This window comes from Ruminococcus sp. 1001136sp1 (assembly GCF_039841815.1).
Classification (GTDB): Bacteria; Bacillota; Clostridia; order Lachnospirales; family Lachnospiraceae; genus Blautia_A; species Blautia_A faecis.
On sequence record NZ_JBDPGY010000022.1, the window covers coordinates 1 to 23,564 of the forward strand.

17 protein-coding genes, 1 rRNA gene and 1 other annotated feature are annotated in these 23,564 nt (G+C 44.2%); of the genes, 15 read left to right on the forward strand and 3 right to left on the reverse strand.

Annotated elements, in window-relative coordinates:
• The 5 genes from ABHC48_RS16750 to ABHC48_RS16770 form a co-directional block, all read left to right on the forward strand.
• Window positions 1-126: ribosomal RNA gene (locus tag ABHC48_RS16750) — 23S ribosomal RNA — on the forward strand; the annotation flags it as partial.
• Between the two features lie 446 nt (window positions 127-572).
• Window positions 573-2,006, forward strand: a complete 1,434-nt coding sequence (locus tag ABHC48_RS16755) for an MATE family efflux transporter (protein ID WP_243284587.1) — start codon at window positions 573-575, stop codon at window positions 2,004-2,006.
• Window positions 2,007-2,099: 93 nt separating this feature from the next.
• Window positions 2,100-3,653 carry a sensor domain-containing diguanylate cyclase gene (locus ABHC48_RS16760; RefSeq protein WP_195700224.1) on the forward strand — a complete coding sequence of 518 codons (1,554 nt, stop codon included), beginning with the start codon at window positions 2,100-2,102 and terminating at the stop codon, window positions 3,651-3,653.
• A 41-nt stretch (window positions 3,654-3,694) separates the two neighbouring features.
• Window positions 3,695-3,949 (forward strand): kinase, encoded by a 255-nt coding sequence (locus tag ABHC48_RS16765; protein WP_118583324.1) that lies wholly within the window; start codon window positions 3,695-3,697, stop codon window positions 3,947-3,949.
• 8 nt (window positions 3,950-3,957) lie between these two features.
• Window positions 3,958-4,830 carry an aldose 1-epimerase family protein gene (locus ABHC48_RS16770; RefSeq protein ID WP_195700225.1) on the forward strand — a complete coding sequence of 291 codons (873 nt, stop codon included), beginning with the start codon at window positions 3,958-3,960 and terminating at the stop codon, window positions 4,828-4,830.
• Here ABHC48_RS16770 and ABHC48_RS16775 read toward each other — a convergent pair.
• Entirely contained in the window at window positions 4,772-4,960 is a 189-nt protein-coding gene (locus ABHC48_RS16775) for a DUF6783 domain-containing protein (protein ID WP_308768485.1), read from the reverse strand. The genes ABHC48_RS16770 and ABHC48_RS16775 overlap by 59 nt on opposite strands.
• Here ABHC48_RS16775 and ABHC48_RS16780 point away from each other — a divergent pair.
• The 10 genes from ABHC48_RS16780 to ABHC48_RS16825 all read left to right on the forward strand — a co-directional run bounded on the left by ABHC48_RS16780 (window position 4,925) and on the right by ABHC48_RS16825 (window position 20,923).
• The gene (locus tag ABHC48_RS16780) at window positions 4,925-5,020 is read left to right on the forward strand and encodes a DUF6783 domain-containing protein (RefSeq protein WP_308768486.1); all 96 of its coding nucleotides are present in this window, start codon (window positions 4,925-4,927) and stop codon (window positions 5,018-5,020) included. The two genes, ABHC48_RS16775 and ABHC48_RS16780, sit on opposite strands and share 36 nt — an antisense overlap.
• Window positions 5,021-5,049: 29 nt before the next feature.
• Window positions 5,050-5,238 (forward strand): DUF6472 family protein, encoded by a 189-nt coding sequence (locus tag ABHC48_RS16785; RefSeq protein ID WP_118583318.1) that lies wholly within the window; start codon window positions 5,050-5,052, stop codon window positions 5,236-5,238.
• A gap of 42 nt (window positions 5,239-5,280) precedes the next feature.
• Window positions 5,281-5,417 (forward strand) — a sequence feature (ribosomal protein L10 leader region).
• 30 nt (window positions 5,418-5,447) lie between these two features.
• On the forward strand, window positions 5,448-5,960 hold the full coding sequence (gene rplJ / locus ABHC48_RS16790) for a 50S ribosomal protein L10 (RefSeq protein ID WP_118583316.1): 513 nt from the start codon (window positions 5,448-5,450) through the stop codon (window positions 5,958-5,960).
• Window positions 5,961-6,027: 67 nt separating this feature from the next.
• On the forward strand, window positions 6,028-6,399 hold the full coding sequence (gene rplL / locus ABHC48_RS16795) for a 50S ribosomal protein L7/L12 (protein WP_118583314.1): 372 nt from the start codon (window positions 6,028-6,030) through the stop codon (window positions 6,397-6,399).
• Window positions 6,400-6,534: 135 nt separating this feature from the next.
• Window positions 6,535-8,790 (forward strand): right-handed parallel beta-helix repeat-containing protein, encoded by a 2,256-nt coding sequence (locus ABHC48_RS16800; protein ID WP_195700226.1) that lies wholly within the window; start codon window positions 6,535-6,537, stop codon window positions 8,788-8,790.
• Window positions 8,791-8,975: 185 nt separating this feature from the next.
• Window positions 8,976-12,830, forward strand: a complete 3,855-nt coding sequence (locus ABHC48_RS16805) for a DNA-directed RNA polymerase subunit beta (RefSeq protein WP_195700227.1) — start codon at window positions 8,976-8,978, stop codon at window positions 12,828-12,830.
• A gap of 17 nt (window positions 12,831-12,847) precedes the next feature.
• Complete coding sequence (rpoC, locus tag ABHC48_RS16810; RefSeq protein ID WP_195700228.1) at window positions 12,848-16,573, forward strand: DNA-directed RNA polymerase subunit beta'; 3,726 nt, start codon at window positions 12,848-12,850, stop codon at window positions 16,571-16,573.
• 445 nt (window positions 16,574-17,018) lie between these two features.
• The gene (locus ABHC48_RS16815; protein ID WP_187566463.1) at window positions 17,019-18,758 is read left to right on the forward strand and encodes a serine/threonine-protein kinase; all 1,740 of its coding nucleotides are present in this window, start codon (window positions 17,019-17,021) and stop codon (window positions 18,756-18,758) included.
• Between the two features lie 68 nt (window positions 18,759-18,826).
• A complete protein-coding gene (locus tag ABHC48_RS16820) occupies window positions 18,827-19,630 on the forward strand; it encodes a protein phosphatase 2C domain-containing protein (protein WP_148463545.1) in 804 nt (267 codons plus the stop codon).
• 60 nt (window positions 19,631-19,690) lie between these two features.
• Entirely contained in the window at window positions 19,691-20,923 is a 1,233-nt protein-coding gene (locus ABHC48_RS16825) for a hypothetical protein (RefSeq protein ID WP_330608542.1), read from the forward strand.
• 277 nt (window positions 20,924-21,200) lie between these two features.
• Here ABHC48_RS16825 and ABHC48_RS16830 read toward each other — a convergent pair whose 3' ends face one another.
• Both ABHC48_RS16830 and ABHC48_RS16835 read right to left on the reverse strand, forming a co-directional pair.
• Window positions 21,201-22,505 (reverse strand): serine hydrolase, encoded by a 1,305-nt coding sequence (locus ABHC48_RS16830; protein ID WP_319017286.1) that lies wholly within the window; start codon window positions 22,503-22,505, stop codon window positions 21,201-21,203.
• A gap of 65 nt (window positions 22,506-22,570) precedes the next feature.
• Window positions 22,571-23,356 (reverse strand): N-acetylmuramoyl-L-alanine amidase, encoded by a 786-nt coding sequence (locus ABHC48_RS16835; protein WP_226855256.1) that lies wholly within the window; start codon window positions 23,354-23,356, stop codon window positions 22,571-22,573.
• Window positions 23,357-23,564 lie beyond the last annotated feature (208 nt).

Sequence of the window (23,564 nt, forward strand, 5' to 3'; positions counted from 1 at the left end):
CTCAAGATGAGATGTCCCATTCGAAAGAAGTAAACCCCCTTGAAGACGACGAGGTAGATAGGGCAGGGGTGGAAGTGTGGTAACACATGGAGCTGACTGTTACTAATAGGGTGAGGGCTTGACCAAGAAATGAGAAAGGCGGTTATAAAGTAACTGCCGGACTCACGCAGAGGTAAAATGATTCCATTAGGATGTAACATGTATGTAGTTTTGAAGGTACAGAACGGAAACGGTAGCCGGTTGGTTATCGTTTTTTTTGTTGTCTTTTCTTTACTTTTACCCTATTTTTTTTCTTTATATTCTGTTAAAATATTTTTTAAATCAATTCATAAAATGATATGAGTGTCAAAAGGTCTTTTGCCACTCATTTGATACTTCGGATTGCGACCCAGCTCCGCTGCTCCCGTAATCCTCCAAATATTCGAAATCCGCTGATTTACTGCGTAAATCGCTACTTTCTCATATTTGGCGTGTCCCAAGTTCAAACACCTTATCGTGCAAGCACGAACGGCTTTTTGACCATTTGACACTGGTATCATAAAATAACAGGTAACAGAATAGGAAGAAATAAGATGAAATCAACTAGAAACAGATCCAGACTGGCAGATCAGGGAACAAAAGAAATGCTGCCAGTTATTTTTTCTCTTGCGTGGCCAACTATGCTGGAACAGCTGATGCAGACTGCAGTACAATATATGGACACTGGTATGGTAGGCGTCCTGGGAACAAGTGCAACGGCCGCTGTTGGAGCTACCAGTACAGTAAACTGGCTGATTGGAAGTACGATTTCTGCGATCAGCATAGGATTTCTGGCATACATATCCCAGTCAATCGGAGCAGGAAAAAAAGAACAGGCAAAAAAAGCTTCAGGACAGGCTGTGCTGACAGTTGTGATCGTAGGAATATTTTTTACAATTCTGACAATGGGACTGAGCCGTAAAGTCCCTGTTTGGATGCAGGTAGATCCTTCTATTCAGAAACTGGCATCCAGCTATTTCCTGATCCTCTATGCACCGATGCTTTTTCGAACTGCGAACATTATTTTTGGAACTGTCCTGAGAGCAGTGGGCGATACCAAAACCCCTATGCAGGTAGGAATTGCCTTTAATGTTATTAACATTGTACTGAACTTTTTTCTTATATATTCCACCAGAACTGTGCTGATTGGTGGAAAAGAACTGGTGATCCCAGGCGCGGGATGGGGCGTTCAAGGTGCAGCAGCTGCGAGTGCTATAGCTTATACCATTGGAGGTATTGCAATTACGGTTAAATTATGGAAGCATACTGATATATCTCCAAAGGGTCAGAGCTTCCTGCCGGATTCTGCAGTTCTGCGCCCTTGTCTGAAGGTGGCTGTTCCAAATATGTTTCAGCGATTTGCCACGTCCCTTGGATATGTGGCATTTGCATCCATGATCAATTCTTTGGGCGAGACTGCAACGGCAGCCCATACTATTGCCAATACAGTAGAATCTGCTTTTTATATTCCAGGATATGGAATGCAGACAGCAGCGGCTACTCTTGCAGGAAATGCTCTTGGGGCCAATGACAATAAAAAACTCAACAGCCTTGCCAAGGCAATTGTGCCGTTGGAAGTGGGACTGATGGTTATTTCCGGAAGTCTGCTGTTTATTTTTGCGCCGATATTGATTAGGCTGTTTTCATCAGATGCGCAGGTTATCCGTCTGGGAAGTACGGTACTTCGTATGGTTGCTGTTTCCGAACCGTTTTATGGTGTACCTATTGTGATCGAGGGCATGATGCAAGGTGTGGGGAAAACAGTAACTCCCTTTATTTTCAATGTAGCGGGAATGTGGGGTGTAAGAATTCTGGGGACTTTTATCTGCATCCATCTTCTTGGACTGGGACTTGTGTCTGCCTGGGGATGCATGATAGGTCACAATATGCTTCTTTTTGTTTTATTCACTTTACATTATTTCAGCGGCAGATGGAACCCTATGAATAAAACAAAAGTATCCTTCCAATACAAGACTTGTAAAAAGTGACCAAAAATCACAAGCTTGACAGCAGAATATATAGGCTTTATACTGAAAAATAACGAATAAAAGCCGTCACGGCTTGGAATGGATGACGTTAATATGGAAAAAAGCGTGAAAGACAATCCTGAATACAAAATGAAACGGCAGGGAATGATCATCGGACTGGTCTGTCTTGCTGTGATGGTTTTTCTGACGATTTTTCTTATGAGCAGATATCGTCAAAGAACAGAGAAGATTTTTACAGAGCTTATGGAGGAATCACTTTTATCCACCCATTCGGAAGCACTGACAGAAATGGAGAATTTCCTGGCTGGTTCAACTGGAGCAGATAAGGTGGAGGAAGCCTGGGAGGCTCTGAACGAGGACGAGGGGAATGTGCTTCACTATGTGTGCAATTCAGATGGGAAAATCCTGGCAGGAGATATGCGGATTTTTGACATTGAATATACGGTGGCGACAGTGCTTCATTCGCAGCATGTGAAAGATAACAGTATTTCCCAGGTGGAAAAGTCCCTTAAAAAGCTGACCTATGGAGCACCCCATATTTTCACGGAGCTTGAGAAAACGGATATCTATCTGGTGGCATCCAAGTTGGAGGGCAGAGACTGTATTCTGTTTTCAGAATATCGTTCCGCCAAAATGAAGAATTATAAAGCAGTGCTCATCAATGGAAACCGCATGATTATTTTTACGCTTCTTGGATGCGCGTTGATCATGCTGCTTTTTACAGTACGATTCTATATGAAACAGCAGAAGAAAGTGATGAAAGGTCAGGCAAGGTACGACATTTTGTCGGAGTTTTCGGACACGGTTCTTTTTGAATATGACTGCCTGGAAAAAACATTGGTATTTACGCCAAATATAACGACTTTATTTGGACTGAAGGAAATCGGTCCGATCAGGCCTTTTGACAGTGACACAGATTTCACAATGGTTCATCCAGGTGATGTGGCGAAGGTAAAGGCACTTCTTTCCACAATTGGTGATAATTCTGATGAGATTGATGATTTTGTAATTCGTTTTAAGGATAAGAACGATAATTATCGTTGGGTGCGATGGATGGGCCGTCTGATACGAGGCCGTCTTGGTACACCACAGGCATTTCTGGGCAAGATTTCTGACGTTCAGAATGAGATGACCAGAGAACAGGATCTTCGTGAAAAAGCCTCTGTTGATGGTCTTACAGGCGCTCTGAACCGCAAGGCTGCAGAGCAGAAAATCAATACGCTTATGCAGGATAAAGAGTGTAAAGGTTACCTGCTTATGCTCGATATTGATGATTTTAAAACGGTAAATGATACAATGGGGCATGCAATAGGTGACCTTGCATTGATTACTTTGGTAAAACTTTTGAAGGAACATTTCCGTAGGGAGGATATTATCGGTCGTCTTGGCGGTGATGAATTTATTGTGTTTATGACAAATACAGAGCTTGCTTCGGCTGTTGAAGCAAAAGGTGCGGAAATTCTTGATATTCTGGCAAAGTCAGAGACTACACCACATTTTACCGTGAGTATAGGAGCGGCGGCTTATCCTGCAGCTGGAAACGACTATGAAAGCCTGTATCTGGCGGCGGATAACGCAATGTATGCTTCAAAGAAATCCGGTAAGAACAGAATTTATGTAGATAATGGTCAGCAGAAAAAAGAATGATCATAAGAGTATCGCTTTGAGACTAAAGGAAGGTGACAAAAATGCGGTTACAGATTGTACAGGATGCATTAAAAAAGAAGAATATCAAATACGAATATACAGAGATTGATGGCTGCGGAAGTCTTGATTTTCTGTTTCGAGGATTGAAATTCCATGTGTGGGAGTATGAGGACCGTGTCTGGGGGGCAGAGACAAATATTTATGAAGCAGGACGCAGTCAGGATATTGAGGGCAACTATGAAGAGGTCATTGCCAGAGAGATTTTATCATGGCCTGATATGATGCCAGGAAGTTGAGGAATGGAATGAAATACGAGATCAGCAATGAATTTCTTAAAGTGAAGGCCGACACAGAAGGTGCTATTTTGTGGTCCGTGACAGATAAGGACGGATTTGAGTATATCTGGCAGGGAGATGACAGATACTGGAATGAGCATGGTGCCAATCTTTTTCCCTATATTGCCAGATTATGGGAGAAATCCTACATATTTCAGGGGAAGACTTATCATATGGACATTCACGGTTTTGCCAAGGATTCTGTTTTCTCCTGTGAGAAAGCAGGGGAGAATGAACTGGTGTTTGCAATGGAAGATACCAGGGAAACTTTGGAACAGTATCCATTTCATTTTCGTTTTGAGATCCGATATCTGCTTGAGAAAAATACTTTAAAAGTTTTCTATTCGGTAAAAAATAAGGATGAGAAAACGATGTATTTTGGAATCGGCGGTCACCCGGGATTTAATATTCCGATGGAAGAGGGACTTTCCTTTGAGGATTATGAATTGGAATTTTCCAGGGCATGTGAGCCGCAGCGCATTCTTTTTTCACAGGAGTGTTTTGTGGAGGGGAAGGAGTCCTATGAACTTTTGGAGGGCAGACGGATTCCTCTTCGTCATAATCTTTTTGATGAAGATGCTATTGTGCTGGAGAAAACCTCTGGAGAGGTTCTGCTTCACAGTACGAAGGGCAAAAAGGCAGTGAAGGTATCTTATGTGGATATGCCTTATGTCGGTTTCTGGCATATGCCCTGCATGGATGCTCCTTATGTTTGCATTGAGCCGTGGTGTTCCCTTCCATCCAGACAGGGAATTACAGAAAATCTGGAGGAACAGAAGAATCTTATTTCACTGGAAGCTGGCAGGGAGTGCCAGATTTCCTGGACCATGGAAATTCTCTAGAGCGTGTCTGAAAAAGGCTTTCTGCAAGATGTGCGTCACAATTTGTGGGAGATTTTGACTGGATGAGGGCGCCGTAGCGGGCTACGGTAACCGAATTCAGGCAAAATCTCCCGCAAAGTGGGGCGTGCAGATTGTGGGAATGATTTTTCAAACACGTTCTAAAACGTGCAGATTGTGGGAATGTTTTTAAATACTCGCAAGGAAGGCAGGGTATGTAATATGAAAAAGAAGCAGGGGGCGAACTGCGAATATTGTGTAAACTATTCTTACGACGATGATTACGAGTGCTATACTTGTGATATGAACCTTGACGAAGATGAGATGTATCGTTTTATTACAGGAACCTATCACGATTGCCCTTATTTCCGCATGGGGGACGAGTACAGAGTAGTAAGAAAACAGATGTAAAAAAATTAAAATTACTATTGACAAATAAAATCGAACGTGGTATTTTATTACAGAACGCTGCCGAAGACAGTAGGTGCCGTAAGGCATAAGGATTAAAACGCCTACCGAGGACTAAGTATTCTTTCGTAAGAATTACGTTAAGCCTTGCTGTCTTACAGTAAGGCTTTTTTTGGCGGTATATCAAATTCTATAAGGAGGTGTACCATTTCATGGCAAAAGTAGAACTGAAACAACCAATCGTAGAAGAAATCGCTAACAATATTAAAGACGCACAGGCTGTTGTTCTTGTTGACTACAGTGGTCTTACAGTTGAGCAGGATACTATTTTACGTAAAGAGTTAAGAGAGTCCGGCGTACAGTACAAGGTTTACAAAAACACTTTAATGCGTCGTGCATTTGAAGGTACTCCATGTGCAGATCTTGACAAGCACTTACATGGAACAAACGCTATTGCAATTTCTGCAACAGACGCTACTGCTCCTGCAAGAATCCTTGCTAAATTTGCAAAACAGTATCCGGCACTTGAGTTAGTAGCTGGTATTGTTGAGGGTAACTACAACGATCAGGCAGGAATCCAGGCACTGTCCCAGATCCCGTCCAGAGAAGAACTTCTTGGCAAACTGCTTGGAAGTATCCAGTCTCCTATTACCAACTTTGCTCGTGTGCTTAATCAGATCGCAGAGCAGAAGGGTGGAGAGGCTGAGGCACCAGCAGCAGAATAATTTAAGTTTCTGTCGCTGAATCGAATCATTGATTCCACAAAAAATTTAAAAATGGAGGAAAATTATAATGGCAAAGTTAACAACAGCTGAGTTTATCGAAGCAATCAAAGAGTTATCTGTATTAGAGTTAAATGATTTAGTAAAAGCTTGCGAGGAAGAGTTCGGTGTATCCGCAGCAGCAGGCGTTGTTGTAGCAGCAGCAGGTGCTGGTGAAGCAGCTGAGGAGAAAGATGAGTTTGACGTAGAGCTTACAGAAGTAGGTCCTAACAAAGTTAAAGTTATCAAAGTTGTTCGTGAGATCACAGGCTTAGGTCTTAAAGAAGCTAAAGAAGTTGTTGATGGTGCTCCGAAAATGGTTAAAGAGGGCGCTTCCAAAGCAGAGGCTGAGGATATCAAAACTAAACTTGAGGCTGAAGGCGCTAAAGTTACTCTTAAATAATTTAGGTGTATTTAAGCGAACCATGCTCCCCGCAGAAGTCTGTCGTGCAGGCCACTGCGGGGATTTTTTTGTGTAACAGGAAATTCTGTTGGAGTTTCCTGCAATCAGGATTCTTTTTGTGCAAGGAGATTCTGAATGAATATAAAAATGTTTTTGACTGTAACATTACTGGGAGTATCTTTATATCTGGGAGGCAGTTCTGTTATATATGCTGAATCAGCAGAAAATGTGACGGAGAATTTTGAAGACAGCTTTTCAGATTGCGATCTTGAGCCAGAAATGGAAGAGGATGAGACTGGCTTCTATGGCGGAACAGCTGAGGTGGGATTTTTTTCAGCAGATGAGTCTGATAATGATTTTGAAGAGGAGCCAGAAGAAGCTCTGCTTACACCTGTACCTTCTGATAATGAACAGCAGATTCTGGCGACTATTCCAGAAGGCGCTGCAGTGGTGACTTTAGATGTGGCTGATGGAAGTGATATTACCGAAACTTTGAATACAGTGCTTCACTTTATGGGGCAGAGAGCTACAGATGAAACTCCTTGTACGGTAATCATTCCTCAGGGAAGCTATCTGATTTCCGGAACTATCCATATGTACAGCAATCTTACTCTTTATGCAGAAGGAGCTGTACTGACGAAATCCTGTACAGATAAGCATGTGGTCCTCAGACTGGGAGATGACATACTTTCTGCCGGAGGTTATGATGGATATCACAATATCACCATTGAAGGCGGAACCTGGGATCTGAATTACCCGGTTGTCGAAGATAAGGAAGGCACAGGCGGTTTTGTAGGCTTCAGGATTGGACATGCCAGACACGTAACTGTGAAGAACGTAACATTTCTAAACAATTTGAAATCTCATTTTCTTGAGCTGGCAGGTACGGAAGATGTAACTGTGACTGGCTGTACATTCCGGGGATATTGGCAGGAATATGAAGGCGGCGGACAGGAATGCATTCAGCTGGATGCATGTCTGGATTATATTTTTCCAGGATATCAGCCCTTTGACGGAGCTGTCTGTGAGAATATCAGGATTACGGATAACGTTTTTGAGGATGTGTTTGCAGGAGTGGGCAGCCACAGCATGATCTACGACAGGCCATACCGGAATATTGTGATTCAGGGGAATACCTTTCGAAATGTGAAAAAGAGAGCTGTCTGGTGCCTGAATTACGTGGATTCTGCTGTGGAGGACAATATAATAGAGAATGCAGGCGGCGGAGTGCTTGTGAGCTGCATGTATTTCCCGAATACCCATCTTATACCGGGAACTGTTGCAGGAATGGAAGGAAACCACCAGAATGCGGGCATTTCCGTGAAAAATAATCAGATTTCTATTTCTTCAGTGAGCCAGATCAATGGAAACATATGGAGAGGATATGGAATTGAAGTCCAGGGAGCCTGGGTAAGTGACAGCTCAAAGGCACAGGCTAAGGGAATTCCGGTAGGTATTTATAAGGAAAACGGTGTTGCGGTAAAGGGAAATATGATCACAGGGACTGGAAATGGAATTCGCCTTTATCTTGCTGATGGCTGTACAGTGGAAGATAATCAGTTGAAGCTGCAAAAAACTGCATCCTTTTCCAACATGGGAATTTATCTGTCTGCTTCTTCTAAAAATGTGATAAAAGATAATCAGGTATCAGGTTGTAAAAATGTAGGAATCTACGCTTATGACGGAGGAAAGCTGGGGACTCCATCCACAGAGAATCAAGTCCTGGATAATGTGATTTCAGGTATCGGCGGCGATGGAATTCTTATGGAAAATGGCTCTGACGGGTGTGAAGTAAGCCGGAACCGTATATCCTCCGGAAAAAAGAACGGAATTGTTCTCTGGGACAGCGAGGGCTGTCAGATCACAGCGAATCAGGTGAAAGGCTGTATGCTGGACGGAATATATGTGGAAAATATTGGAAATGCTGTTATAAAATCTAACAGGATTACGAATGTGAACGGCAGAGGAATCCAAGTGATCGCAAGTCAGACCGGAAAACTTTATGGAAATGCGGTTACTGGCAGCAGAAAATGCGGTTTATATGTAAGCAGGTCAAAGATTTCCGGAAACAAAAAGAACCGTCTGGAGAATAATGGCAGTACTTATGCAATTTATGCGGAAAACAGCACTGGAATCATTTCCGTGAAAATGCCCACTGCGTCTAAGATCACCAGAAAGTCAGTGAAGATCACAGGCAAAGCGGCGGGTGGAAAGAAACTTACAATTTATGCAGTGAGCAGAAACAAGAATAAAAAAATCGGCAGAGGAAGCATCAATTCCCGAAAGAAATATAATATTTCTATCAAAAAACAGAAAAAAGGAACGAAGCTTCTCTTTGTATTATCGGATAAATATGGAAACCTTTCTTATAGTAAGAGAAAAGTAAAATAAATTATAACTATTCAGCAATTACAAATAAAAAAACAAATGAAAAAACAACAGAAAAGTGCTTGACAGGCTTTTTTTGTTGTGCTATAGTGAAGAATGCTATATTATGGCAAGATATGCCTACTATGCTTATGCAGCAGAGCGGGCTGATGTTGTAATAAATAAAATAAAACAGGGGTGAAACGTCAATGGAAAAAAACAGAATTCGTTCTGTAAAAACTGGAAAAAGCATGCGAATGAGCTACCAGAGACAAAAAGAAGTCCTGGAAATGCCGAACTTGATCGAGGTCCAGAAGGATTCTTACCAGTGGTTTCTCGACGAAGGATTGAATGAAGTATTCGACGATATTTCTCCAATCGCAGACTACGGCGGAAAGCTCAGTCTTGAATTCATCGGCTTCACATTTGATGAAAAAGAGGCTAAATACACCATCGAGCAGTGTAAAGAACGTGACGTAACTTATGCCGCACCTTTGAAGGTTCGAGTGAGACTGATTAACAAGGAAACAGATGAGATCAACGAACACGAGATTTTCATGGGAGACCTGCCGATTATGACCGCGACAGGAACTTTCGTCATTAACGGTGCTGAGCGTGTTATTGTCAGCCAGTTAGTACGTTCCCCTGGAATCTATTATGCCATTGCACACGATAAAATCGGTAAGAGACTGTTTTCCTGTACAGTAATTCCTAACAGAGGAGCATGGCTGGAATATGAGACTGACTCCAACGATGTATTCTATGTGCGTGTGGACAGAACCCGTAAGGTTCCGATCACTGTACTGATCCGTGCACTTGGTGTTGGTTCCAATGCAGAGATCATTGATCTGTTTGGCGAAGAGCCGAAGATCCTTGCAAGTTTCACAAAGGATACTTCTACGAATTATGAAGAAGGTCTTCTTGAACTGTATAAGAAAATCCGTCCAGGCGAGCCGCTTGCAGTTGAGAGCGCAGAGAGCCTGATCAATGCGATGTTCTTTGATCCGAGAAGATATGATCTTGCCAAGGTCGGACGTTATAAATTTAATAAGAAACTTCATTTCAATAAACGAATTGTTGGTCATAAGCTGGCTGACGATGTGGTTGAGGGCTCTACAGGAGAAATTCTTGCAGAGGCTGGTACTATCGTAACCAGAGAACTGGCTGATGCCATTCAGAACGCTGCAGTTCCATTTGTATGGATCCAGGGTGAAGAAGACCGCAGAATTAAAGTTCTTTCTAACTTAATGGTAGACATGCATCACTATCTGCCAGAAATTGAGAACCTGGAAGAGCTTGGGGTTACAGAGTTAGTATATTACCCTGTACTCGAAAAAATTCTGGAAGAAAATGACACACTTGAGGACAGAATTGCCGCTATCCGCAGAGATATCCATGACCTGATCCCGAAGCATATTACAAGAGAAGATATTTTTGCTTCTATTAATTACAATATGCATCTGGAATATGGCATTGGAAATGACGACGACATCGACCACTTAGGAAACCGTCGTATCCGTGCGGTTGGTGAACTGCTTCAGAATCAGTACCGTATCGGTCTTTCCAGACTTGAGCGTGTGGTTCGTGAGAGAATGACAACACAGGATGTGGAGAGCATTTCCCCGCAGTCCCTGATCAATATCAAACCTGTAACAGCTGCTGTAAAAGAGTTCTTTGGATCTTCCCAGCTGTCACAGTTCATGGATCAGAACAACCCTCTTGGTGAGCTGACCCATAAGAGACGTCTTTCCGCACTTGGACCTGGCGGTTTGTCACGAGACAGAGCCGGATTCGAGGTTCGAGACGTTCACTATTCCCATTACGGAAGAATGTGCCCGATCGAGACTCCTGAGGGTCCAAACATCGGTCTGATCAACTCCCTTGCCTCTTATGCAAAGCTGAATCAGTACGGATTTGTTGAGGCACCTTACCGTAAGATTGATAAAACTGATCCTATGAATCCGCGTGTAACTGACGAAGTTGTTTACATGACCGCAGATGAAGAGGATAACTACCATGTAGCACAGGCGAATGAGGCACTTGACGCAGAAGGACATTTCGTTCGTAAGAACGTTTCCGGTCGTTATCGTGAAGAGACTCAGGAGTATGAGCGTCAGATGTTTGATTACATGGACGTATCTCCTAAGATGGTATTCTCTGTAGCTACAGCCCTGATTCCATTCCTTCAGAACGACGATGCGAACCGTGCGCTGATGGGATCAAACATGCAGCGTCAGGCTGTTCCGCTTCTTACCACAGAAGCACCAGTTGTTGGTACAGGAATGGAAGCAAAGACAGCTGTTGACTCCGGTGTTTGTGTGGTTGCAAGAAAGTCTGGTACTGTACTTCGCTCCACATCTACCGATATCAGCATCAAGAATGATGATGGAACAAAAGATGATTATCATCTTACCAAATTCATGCGCAGTAACCAGAGCAACTGCTACAACCAGCGTCCGATCGTTAATCAGGGCGAGCACGTTGAAGCAGGTGATGTTATTGCCGATGGTCCGTCTACTTCTCAGGGAGAGCTTGCTCTTGGCAAGAACCCTCTGATCGGATTTATGACCTGGGAAGGTTATAACTACGAGGATGCCGTACTGTTAAGTGAGAAACTTGTACAGAACGATGTTTATACATCTGTTCACATTGAAGAATATGAAGCAGAATCCCGTGATACAAAGCTTGGACCGGAAGAGATCACCCGTGATGTTCCAGGCGTAGGTGATGATGCACTCAAGGATCTTGATGAGCGCGGAATCATTCGTATCGGTGCAGAGGTTCGTGCTGGTGATATCCTTGTTGGTAAGGTTACTCCTAAGGGAGAGACTGAGCTTACAGCAGAGGAGAGACTTCTTCGTGCAATCTTTGGTGAGAAAGCACGCGAGGTTCGTGATACTTCCCTTAAGGTACCACACGGTGAGTATGGTATCGTTGTAGACGCCAAGGTATTCACAAGAGAAAATGGTGATGAGCTGTCTCCAGGAGTTAATCAGTCTGTACGTATCTATATCGCACAGAAGAGAAAAATCTCCGTTGGTGATAAGATGGCTGGTCGTCATGGTAACAAGGGTGTCGTTTCCCGTGTACTTCCGGTTGAGGATATGCCATTCCTTCCGAACGGACGTCCACTGGATATCGTGCTGAACCCGCTGGGTGTACCTTCCCGTATGAACATTGGACAGGTCCTGGAAATTCATTTAAGTCTTGCTGCCAAAGCACTTGGCTTTAATATTTCCACACCGGTATTCGATGGTGCAAACGAGAATGATATCCAGGATACACTGGAACTTGCAAATGACTATGTAAATACAGAAGATTTTGAAAAGTTCCGTGAGAAATACAAAGACATTCTGGCACCTGATGTAATGCAGTATCTGGATGAGAACAAAGCCCACAGAGCATTGTGGAAAGGTGTTCCGATTTCCAGAGATGGTAAAGTACAGCTTCGTGACGGACGTACCGGAGAGTTCTTCGACGGTCCGACCACAATCGGACACATGCATTACCTGAAACTGCATCATCTGGTTGATGATAAGATCCATGCCCGTTCCACAGGTCCTTACTCTCTGGTTACACAGCAGCCACTGGGTGGTAAAGCTCAGTTCGGTGGACAGCGTTTCGGAGAGATGGAGGTTTGGGCTCTGGAGGCATACGGTGCATCCTATACACTCCAGGAAATCCTGACAGTTAAATCCGATGATGTAGTCGGTCGTGTGAAGACTTATGAAGCAATCATCAAGGGTGATAACATCCCTGAGCCTGGTATTCCGGAATCCTTTAAGGTTCTTCTTAAAGAGCTCCAGTCCCTGGCATTGGATGTACGTGTGCTCAAAGATGATCAGACAGAAGTTCAGATCATGGAGAATGTAGATTACGGCGAAACCGATCTTCGTGCAGTTATCGAGGGAGATTCCCGCGGCCACAGAGGAGAGGAATCCTTCAGCAAACATGGCTATACCAAGCAGGAGTTTGACGGAGAGGAACTTGTTGATGTGGACGAGGACGAAGAAGAGGATTATGAATCCGAAATCGACGATTCCTACGATGATATCGAAGAGTAGAAAGGGGAAAAGAATACATGGCAGAATCAACCAATACCAATGAAACATATCAGCCAATGACTTTTGATGCCATTAAAATCGGACTGGCGTCCCCGGAAAAGATCAGAGAGTGGTCAAGAGGTGAGGTTACAAAACCGGAAACCATCAACTACCGTACCTTGAAACCGGAGAAAGACGGACTTTTCTGTGAAAGAATTTTCGGACCAAGCAAGGACTGGGAGTGCCACTGTGGTAAATATAAGAAAATCCGTTATAAAGGTGTTGTCTGCGACCGATGCGGCGTTGAGGTTACCAAGGCTTCCGTTCGTAGAGAGCGTATGGGTCACATTGAGCTTGCTGCTCCTGTTTCCCATATCTGGTATTTCAAGGGTATTCCGTCCCGCATGGGACTTATCCTGGATCTGACTCCAAGAACACTGGAGAAAGTTCTTTACTTTGCAAATTATATTGTACTGGATCCGGCAGATTCCGGACTCCAGTACAAGCAGATCCTTACTGAGAGAGAATATCAGGATGCCCGTGAGTCTTACGGAAATAACTTCCGCGTAGGCATGGGTGCTGAGGCTATCAAAGAGCTCCTTATGGCTATCGACCTTGAGAAGGATTCCGCTGAATTAAAGGCAGAGCTGGTTAAGGCAACAGGCCAGAAGCGTGCAAGGATCATCAAACGTCTTGAGGTTGTTGAATCTTTCCGTGAGTCAGGAAACCGTCCTGAGTGGATGATTCTTGATGTTGTTCCTGTAATCCCGCCAGATCTTCGTCCTATGGTACAGCTGGATGGTGGACGTTTTGCGACATCTGACCTGAATGATCTGTACAGAAGAATCATTAATCGTAATAATCGTCTGAAAAGACTGCTGGAGCTTGGTGCTCCGGATATCATTGTCCGCAATGAGAAACGTATGCTTCAGGAAGCAGTTGATGCCCTGATCGACAATGGTCGTCGTGGCCGTCCGGTTACAGGTCCTGGAAACAGAGCCCTGAAATCCCTTTCTGACATGCTGAAAGGTAAATCCGGACGTTTCCGTCAGAACCTTCTTGGTAAGCGTGTTGACTACTCCGGACGTTCCGTTATCGTTGTTGGACCAGAGCTGAAGATTTATCAGTGCGGTCTGCCAAAAGAGATGGCAATCGAGCTGTTTAAGCCTTTCGTTATGAAAGAACTGGTAGCAAACGGTACCTCTCACAATATTAAGAATGCCAAGAAGATGGTAGAGAAGCTTGAGCCAGCTGTATGGGACGTTCTGGAAGATGTTATCAAAGAACATCCGGTTATGCTGAACCGTGCACCTACACTGCATCGTCTGGGTATCCAGGCGTTTGAGCCGATCCTTGTAGAAGGTAAGGCTATTAAGCTTCATCCGCTTGTTTGTACCGCTTTCAACGCTGACTTCGATGGTGACCAGATGGCTGTCCATCTTCCACTGTCCCAGGAAGCACAGGCAGAGTGCCGTTTCCTGCTTCTGTCTCCGAACAACCTTCTGAAACCTTCTGATGGTGGACCGGTAGCCGTTCCTTCACAGGATATGGTCCTTGGTATTTACTATCTGACACAGGAAAGACCTGGAAATAAGGGAGAAGGAAAGTTCTTCAAGAGCGTAAATGAGGCAATTCTGGCATATGAGAATCAGGTAATTACTCTGCAGTCCAAGATTCTTGTCCGCTGTAGCAAGGTAATGCCGGATGGAAGCACTTTCACAGGCAACGTGCAGTCTACACTGGGACGTTTCCTGTTCAATGAGATCCTGCCACAGGATCTTGGATTTGTTGACAGAAGCATTCCGGGAAATGAGCTTCTTCTTGAGGTTGACTTCCTGGTTGGTAAGAAACAGCTGAAACAGATCCTTGAAAAAGTTATTAATACTCACGGAGCAACCAAGACTGCTGAGGTTCTGGACTCTATCAAAGCTATGGGTTACAAGTATTCTACAAGAGCTGCCATGACTGTATCTATTTCTGATATGACCGTGCCGCCGCAGAAGCCTGAGATGATCAAGGCTGCACAGGATACTGTAGATAAGATCACAAAGAACTATAAACGTGGTCTTATTACTGAGGAAGAGCGTTATAAAGAGGTTGTGGATACCTGGAAGAAGACTGACGATGAGCTTACTCATGCGCTTCTTTCCGGACTTGATAAGTACAACAACATCTTCATGATGGCTGACTCTGGTGCCCGTGGATCTGATAAACAGATCAAACAGCTTGCAGGTATGCGTGGATTGATGGCCGATACAACCGGACATACAATCGAGCTTCCTATCAAGTCAAACTTCCGTGAAGGTCTGGACGTACTGGAATACTTCATGTCCGCTCATGGAGCGCGTAAAGGACTTTCTGATACCGCTCTTCGTACAGCCGATTCCGGTTACCTGACAAGACGTCTTGTTGACGTATCTCAGGATCTGATCGTACGTGAGATGGACTGCTGTGAGAACAGAGCAGAGATTTCCGGTATGTATGTAAAAGGTTTCATGGATGGCAAGGAGGAGATCGAGAGCCTTCAGGATCGTATTACAGGTCGTTTCTCCTGCGAGACCATTAAGAATAAAGAGGGCGAAGTCCTTGTAAAAGCAAACCACATGATTACTCCGAAGCGTGCTGCACGTATCATGAAAGAGGGTGTAGACAACATTACCGGAGGTGCTGTTGAGCAGGTTAAGATCCGTACCATCCTGAGCTGTAAGTGTAAGGTTGGTGTGTGTGCGAAGTGCTATGGCGCAAACATGGCTACCGGTGAGCCGGTACAGGTTGGTGAGTCCATCGGTATCATCGCTGCACAGTCTATCGGTGAGCCAGGTACACAGCTGACTATGCGTACTTTCCATACAGGTGGTGTTGCCGGTGGAGATATCACACAGGGTCTTCCTCGTGTCGAGGAGCTTTTTGAGGCAAGAAAGCCGAAAGGACTTGCTGTTATCACTGAAATCAAGGGTGTTGCTACAATCAATGACACCAAGAAGAAGAGAGAGATCATCGTAACAGATCCGGAGACTGGTGATTCCAAGACTTACCTGATCCCATACGGTTCCCGTATCAAGATCATGGACGGACAGGTTATGGAGGCTGGTGATGAGCTTACAGAAGGTAGTGTAAACCCGCATGATATTCTTCGAATCAAGGGTGTTCGTGCAGTTCAGGATTACATGATCCGTGAGGTTCAGCGTGTATACCGTCTTCAGGGTGTTGAGATCAACGATAAACATATCGAGGTTATCGTTCATCAGATGCTGAAGAAAATCCGTATCGAGGATAACGGAGATTCCGAGTTCCTGCCAGGTACACTTGTTGACTTCCTTGAGTATGAGGAAGTAAATGAGAAGCTGGAAGCTGAGGGCTTACGTCCGGCAGTTGGAAAACAGGGAATGCTTGGTATTACCAAGGCATCTCTGGCAACTGATTCCTTCCTGTCAGCTGCTTCCTTCCAGGAGACCACCAAGGTTCTGACTGAAGCTGCTATTAAGGGTAAGGTTGACCATCTGATCGGTTTGAAAGAGAACGTAATCATCGGTAAACTGATTCCAGCTGGTACAGGCATGAAGTGCTACAGCGATGTAGAGCTTGATACAGGAATGCCGGAAGAGCCAGAAGAAATCGAATTCGATGAAATGGACGACGAGGATCAGGATGTGCTGGATGTAGCGGAAGACTCAGAAGAGCTGGAGACTGCTGAGGAGGCAGATCTTGCAGTGGATGAGGATACATTTGAGGATGAGGATTCTTCTGAAGACAGTGAAGAATAAACTATAAAATATGAAATCCCCCAGGGTGACAGAAATGTTGCTTTGGGGGATTTTTGTGTGACAGAGAATTCTATGGAACTTGCTGTTACACAAAAAAAGTCCAGTCTGGCAGGAACACACTGCAGCAGCAAGGTGAATTTTGCCCGAGACAATCCGCCGTAGGCGAAGGTAAGGGAAAATAGGATTGGTATTTTGTTGTGTGGGAAAAATATGGATAGAGGAAAATACAACCTGATCTATCATTTGTGGTAAGATTCCTGTATAATGTTTTATGTAACTATTCAGAAGGCAATATTCCGCGAGGTGTTTTTGTGGAACGTAGTTCACAGAAAACCCGAGAATAGCGGTGTAAAATCATGCAAGCCATGATTTCTGTGCATCGTGACGGGGAAGACTTGCCAGTCTATTTAAAAAGTCATTACCCATTCGAGGAGGGAGAACATACATGGATAAAGATGTTCCGGTTTCCGTCTGGCCAGAATGGAAACTTGTAGAGAAAATAGGGGAAGGCTCTTTTGGAAAAGTTTATAAAGCGAAGCGGACAGAACGCGGCCGTTCTTTTTACTCCGCCATCAAGATCATATCTATTCCGGGAAGTAAAGGGGAACTGGATAGTGTACGGTCAGAGATGAATAATGAGCAGTCTACCAGAGAATATTTTCGCAATCTGGTAGAGGACTGTGTTCAGGAAATATACACCATGGAGCATTTTTGCGGAAATTCCCATGTGGTTTCATTTGAAGATTTCAAAGTGGTGGAATATTTGGATGAGATCGGCTGGGACATTTCCATAAGAATGGAATATCTTACCAGTTTTATGGATTACTGCACAGGCAAGGAGCTTACTGAGAAGGAAGTGATCAAGCTTGGCTGTGACCTGGCTATGGCATTGATTTATTGCAGAAAATTGAATATTATTCACCGTGATGTGAAACCGGAGAATATTTTTGTGTCCAGATTCGGTGATTTTAAGCTGGGTGACTTTGGAATTGCCAGGGAACAGGCACATACTATGAGCAATATGTCCAAGAAAGGTACCTATTCCTACATGGCACCGGAGATTTACAAGGGTGAGAAGTACGACAGCAGTATTGATATCTATTCCCTTGGAATTGTATTATATAAATTGATGAATCAGAACAGGCTGCCTTTTCTTTCACTGGATAAGCAGTTGATTACATACAGAGATAAAGAGACTGCCCTTGCACGGAGAATGGCAGGGGAGAAAATGCCGGTACCAGTTAATGCCAGTGCTGCTTTTTCCCACATTATACTAAAAGCATGTGCATATGAGCCGGGGAAACGTTACAGGAAACCAGAAGATATGCTGCGGGATTTGGAGAAGCTTCGTCTGGCACCGGTGAATGCAGAGAAAGAGTGGGAGAAGTCCCAGTGGGAGCTGACAAATTCGGCAGAACTTGAGCGGGACCAGAGAAGATATGCCCCTCAGGAGCCGGAAGACCGTATGGAGCGGACCCATGTGGCAGAAGACCCTCAGATTGAGAAAGCTGTCCGGGAAGAAGAGGCACAGCTCAGAAAGCCTGCGAAAAATGCAGTGAAAAATTATGAGAAACAGTCAGTAAATGCCTCTTCCACTAAGCGAAAGAAGCAGCAGAGAAGCGGGTGGGACCAGGAAAGACAGATTTCACCATGGACAGTTTCCCTTATTGTAGTGGCGCTTGCGGCATGCATTATTATTGGTGTTTATATGAAATTAATCCATGATGAGAATCGCAAGGCTCAAAATACGGAGAACGTTATGGAAGTTCTGGAAGCTAATGATAACAGTACTGCTCAAATTGATGAATTTTCTACTTCAATTCAGACAATTAAGGAGCAGGCGAATACAATTGTAAGCGAACTTCCGGACTGCAAGGAAGTTGGCAAGGAAGGCGATCGGCTTCGCTACTATGACAGCAATGGGAAACTGGTAAAAGCGCTGATTTATCCGGAGACATCCGAAGATGGAGTTTATGAGGAGTATTATTACTGGGATGAACGTCTGTTTTTTGCATATGTATGGACTGGTAATAAGAAGGAATTATATTATTATGACAAGCGTGGCAAACTGATCCGCTGGATCGATACAGACGGAACTGTCCACGATAAGGAGAATGACAGTACTGAGTACACCAAGCGTGGCGAGAAATACTGGAAAAATGCGCTGGAGCAGTTAGATGAATGATGATACCGGTCATATAAGAAGTGGCTGTGATTCTTTGGAATATCGACAGACAGACGAAGAGGAATAGAATGACATATCATATTGATTATGCATATACCTGCCATGCAGGGAAAGTGCGACCAAATAACGAGGACAATTTCTGGTGCTGCGGAGAGCACCTTCCAGTGAGTAATCATGGAACAGAAGAAATCCGTACAGGTATCAGGCTTCGGGAGAGCCTTCCGGTAATGGCTGTTTTTGACGGCATGGGAGGGGAGAGCCAGGGGGAAATGGCTGCCTGGCTTGCTTCTGACAGCCTGGAGCATTTTTATAGGGAAAATAAGGGGATGCTTCGTAAAGCACCAGAACTTTTTCTTACGGAAGCCTGTAAGAATATGAATCAGGCTGTATGTGATTATGGTCGGGAACAACGGATCAGTGCCATGGGAACTACTATGGCGATGATTGCTTTTGGAAAAAAAGAAGCGTATATCTGTAATCTGGGAGACAGCAGGATTTATCGGTTTTCCAAGGGGAATTTTTCACAGATTTCCAGAGATCATGTGTTGAAAAGCTGCAGATTTGGGAAAGCACCACTGACTCAGTTTCTGGGAGTGGAGGAGACCGAGATGAAGCTGGAACCTGCCATTGCGGCAGTTCCTTATCAGGATAGGGACCGTTATCTGCTTTGCTCAGACGGGGTAACAGATATGTTATCTGATCGCGAGATTGAAGAAATTATGAAGCTGGAGGACTCAATTCGTGATATTGCCCATGCTCTTTTAACAAGGGTACTGGATAAAGGGGCCAGAGATAATACTACGATCATTCTCTGCGAGGTAAGAGCAGAGAATCGGCCGTTCAAAACCTGGCTTTTGCAGAAGAAGGGATAAATCAGAGGGCAAAATTTTTCACAATTTAAGTAGTTGATTATAGGAAAATGAAGGTGATTTATGATGAAAAATCGTATGCAGGATCTTGATTTTGAACAGACAGTGGCATTTGATTCCGTAAAGGATTTTGAATTTACCAGAAGGGCTGCCCAGAGATTTCGTCAGGTAGTCAGTCTGGATGGATTTGAGGATGAAGATGCTGACGTTATTTTTCATTATTTATATAAAGAGATGGAGCTGGTTTCGTTCGGAGATCATTTGAAGAGATATATCTATGAAAGAGCCGGGATTGAGGAACCGTTTGGAGAAGTGCCCCAGGAGGTATACAGAGATATTGCAGTTGATTCTTTCCGGGAAACCTATACACCCAAGTCTATGAATCCTACTTCAACTAAGCTTCCTGCGTTGGTGAACAACTGGCTTACACAGGCCTCAGTAAAGCGCGAGACTATATTTCTGCTGGGCTTCGGGCTTCGCATGAGCGCGGAGGATGTTTCAGACTTTCTGACAAGGGTGCTGAAGGAGCAGGATTTTGATTTCCATAATCCAGAGGAAGTGATCTACTGGTATTGTTATAGTAAGCAGCTTCCTTACAGCAAGGCAGAGGAATATAAAGAGAATTACAAATCCATGGAACCTGCAGCAGATAAGGGAAAAGTGGCGGAAGTAATCAGCGGCGATTTTACTATAGATACAGAGGAAAAATTGCTGAAATATCTGGCATGCCTGAAAGCTGGCTGGGATGATCCAATGAATGAGAAGAGTCAGGCATTTCAGGAGTTCCTGCGCCTTCTGGAACATGCGAAGCAGATCATTGCGGCCATGTATCAGAAGGATGAGGAGGAGAAAGGCCGGGCTAAGGTCTGGAAACCGGAGAATATTACTCCGTCTGATCTGGAGAAGGTAATCTGCAATGGTATTCCTATCAATAAAATGGGAAATCTGAAAAAAATGTCAGCCTCTATCCTGGCGAAACATTTCAGCCAGAAGAGGTTCAGCAGACAGAGAATTACCAATATTCTGAATCACAAGTTCCCGGTAGAGCGGTTTGATCTTCTTACGCTGGAGTTCTTTATTGTGTCTCAGGAGATGGAGGATGATGATCCCTATGACAGATACCATCATTTCATAGAGGAAGCGCAGAGAATTCTGAAGAAGTGTGGAATGAGCGAGATTTATATTGTGAACCCATACGAATGTTTCCTGCTGATGTGTCTTTTGACGGATTGTCCGCTGGCTGTTTTTTCGGAGATATGGGAAATGTCATATGAAGAGAATGGGAACGAGGAGTAGGTAATTTCTTAATATAGAAATGCGCAGTGTTGTTTGGAGGCACTGCGCATTTTTAATAGCAATGAAATGGGTGTCAAAAGGTCTTTTGACACCCATTTGATACTCGGATTGCTACGCAGCTACGCTGCTCCCGCAATCCTCCAAATATTCGAAATCCGCTGATTTACTGCGTAAATCGCTACTTTCTCATATTTGGCGTGTCCCAAGTTCAAAAGCCTTATCGTGCAAGCACGAACAGCTTTTTGACCTTTTGACACTGGTATCATAGGAATTAAGGTTAATCATTATAGTAGAGATAAATACTGCGGCTAAGCTGTGCAATTGTATTCTGGGCTTCTCCCGGGCTGGAGAGGTTCTGGGAAAGGCAGACGATGACCAGATCGTTTCCACCCTGTGCGTTGTACAGAATTCCGGCATCATTTTCTACATCGGAAAGCTCACCGGTTTTGTTGGCAACGCTGACGCCCTCTGGCAGGGCTGCTGGAATCTTGTTGGTACGTTGCTGTTGTTTCAGAAGGGAATACATTTCTTCTGCATGTAAAAGGCTTGGCGTCTGAGTAGTACCAGAGCAGATCTGGTATATTTCTTTCAGAAATTTTCCACAGTCATAGGCAGAAGTGTAATTATCTCCGAATTCGTTGCTGGCAAGAAGCAGTCGTCCCATGGAAGTATTTGTGTAGCCGTGAGACTGACAGAAACTGTTTACTTTCTGCATACCTGCAGTGCTGTCGCCACTTCCCAGGCAGGAAACCAGACTGTTTGCCGCGTCATTATCACTGACGGTGATCATTGGTGTCAGATAGGAATCCAGGGTGGCAGAACCATACTGCTGGGACAAAGAATCATAATTCTCATATACTGCACCCATAATGAAAAGCTTGATCAGGCTGGCTGCCTGCATTGGGGAATCATTGATCGTAGCCTCTGAGCCGCCTGAAAGGTCACAGATATAAACGCTCCAGGAACCGTTTGAACCAGGAAGCTGGGATTGGATCTGAGTGACCAGAGTATCCATCTTTTCATCGGATTTGTTGTCAAAAGCAGAACTTCCGTGGGAGGGAGAGATGGTGCCATCATCGTCAGAAAGTTCGGGGGTAATAGCAGCCATGGTAGAATCTTTTTTTCCCTGGGAAGTGCCATCTGTTGTCTGAACGGGGGCGGAGCCGGATGACTGGGAAGGACCTACTGGTTCTGCATTGGCAGCAGGAGTCTGATAAGGAACAGTTACTTCCTCCGGAGTTGGAGAAGACTGTACAGAACCTGCACTTTCTCTTTGGGAAGGTCCCTGGACAGAAGAATCATCAGTAGAAGATTCGCTGTCGGAACTTCCATCATCGGAAACAAAGCCGCTCTGGTCGGCGTCATCAGAAGTCTCATCACTAGAGGTAAATCCGGAAGTTTCACCGTCAGTGAAATCTTCAGTCTGGGCTGTTGCTGAACCGTTTTTTGCTGGATTAATACTTCTCTGGCTGTCCTTTCTGAAGAAAGTAAGGTAAAGAATGATAAGAATTAGTAAAGCAGCGACAATGCCAAGAAAAATCAGCAGATAAGAAGATGTTTGTTTCTTTCTATTATTTTTCATAAGTTCTCCTTTCGAATCGATGAAATATCTGGAAGAGACATTATGTTATGGCAATAAATCCAGATTTATTTTTCCGCAAAATATGCATCAATCCCATCAGCGATTCCAGATGCCATTGTGTCCTGAAAATCCGGATTGCTCATTTTCAGATCGTCAGATTCATTGGTCATAAATCCCATTTCCACAATAGTTACCGGAATGGTGCTCCAGTTGATTCCAGTCATATTGTCGGCATATGTTACGCCGCGGTTTTCAAATCCGGTTGCGTCACAGTAGGCATCCAGAATGCACTGGGAAAGGCTGTTGGAATCATCATAGAGCTGGGATACATAAGGATTGGAAGAGGAGGGGGAAATGGTAAGTGCACCGGCAGCAGAGGAAGACTCAGCACCATTGGCGTGGATGCGCACGTAAACATCAGCCCCCTGTCCGGCTACATATTCAGCTCGCTCTTTATTGCTGATGGCAGTATCATTATCAGTTCTGGTGAGAACTGTCTGATAGCCACGGTCTTCCAGAATCTGCTGCAGCTTCAAAGAAACATCCAGATTCAGCTGATATTCATGCAGACCTGAAAAAGTTCCCTGGGTTCCTGTTGAGGCTTTGGCTTTCATTTCTGTGGAACCTGGACCAAGAGGTTCAAGGTCACTCATATCCACATTTGGCCCCTGATGACCGGGATCAATACCAATTATATGTGACTGGACTACAGGCGGTCCCTGAAGCTCATCAGGGGTCTCTGCACAGACAGTGCACAGATTTATAAATCCTGTTCCGGAAAAAATCATGAGGCCAAATACAAAAATCCTGGAGAATCCACTGGATTTAGCCACTGTTTTTGGAAAACGCATATGTATGCTCCTGTTCGTAGTGAATTTTTTACTATTCAGCTGGCAGTATTTCATAAAGTGTGTACCGTGAAGGCACTGAACAGTTCTTTTTTTTCTTATTATAATAATGCGGAGACGTGAATGCAATGTAAAGTTGGGTTTTCACAACTGTTCTTGAAGAACACAAAAAATTGTTCACGCAATTTTGTACATCTGGTTTATGTATATC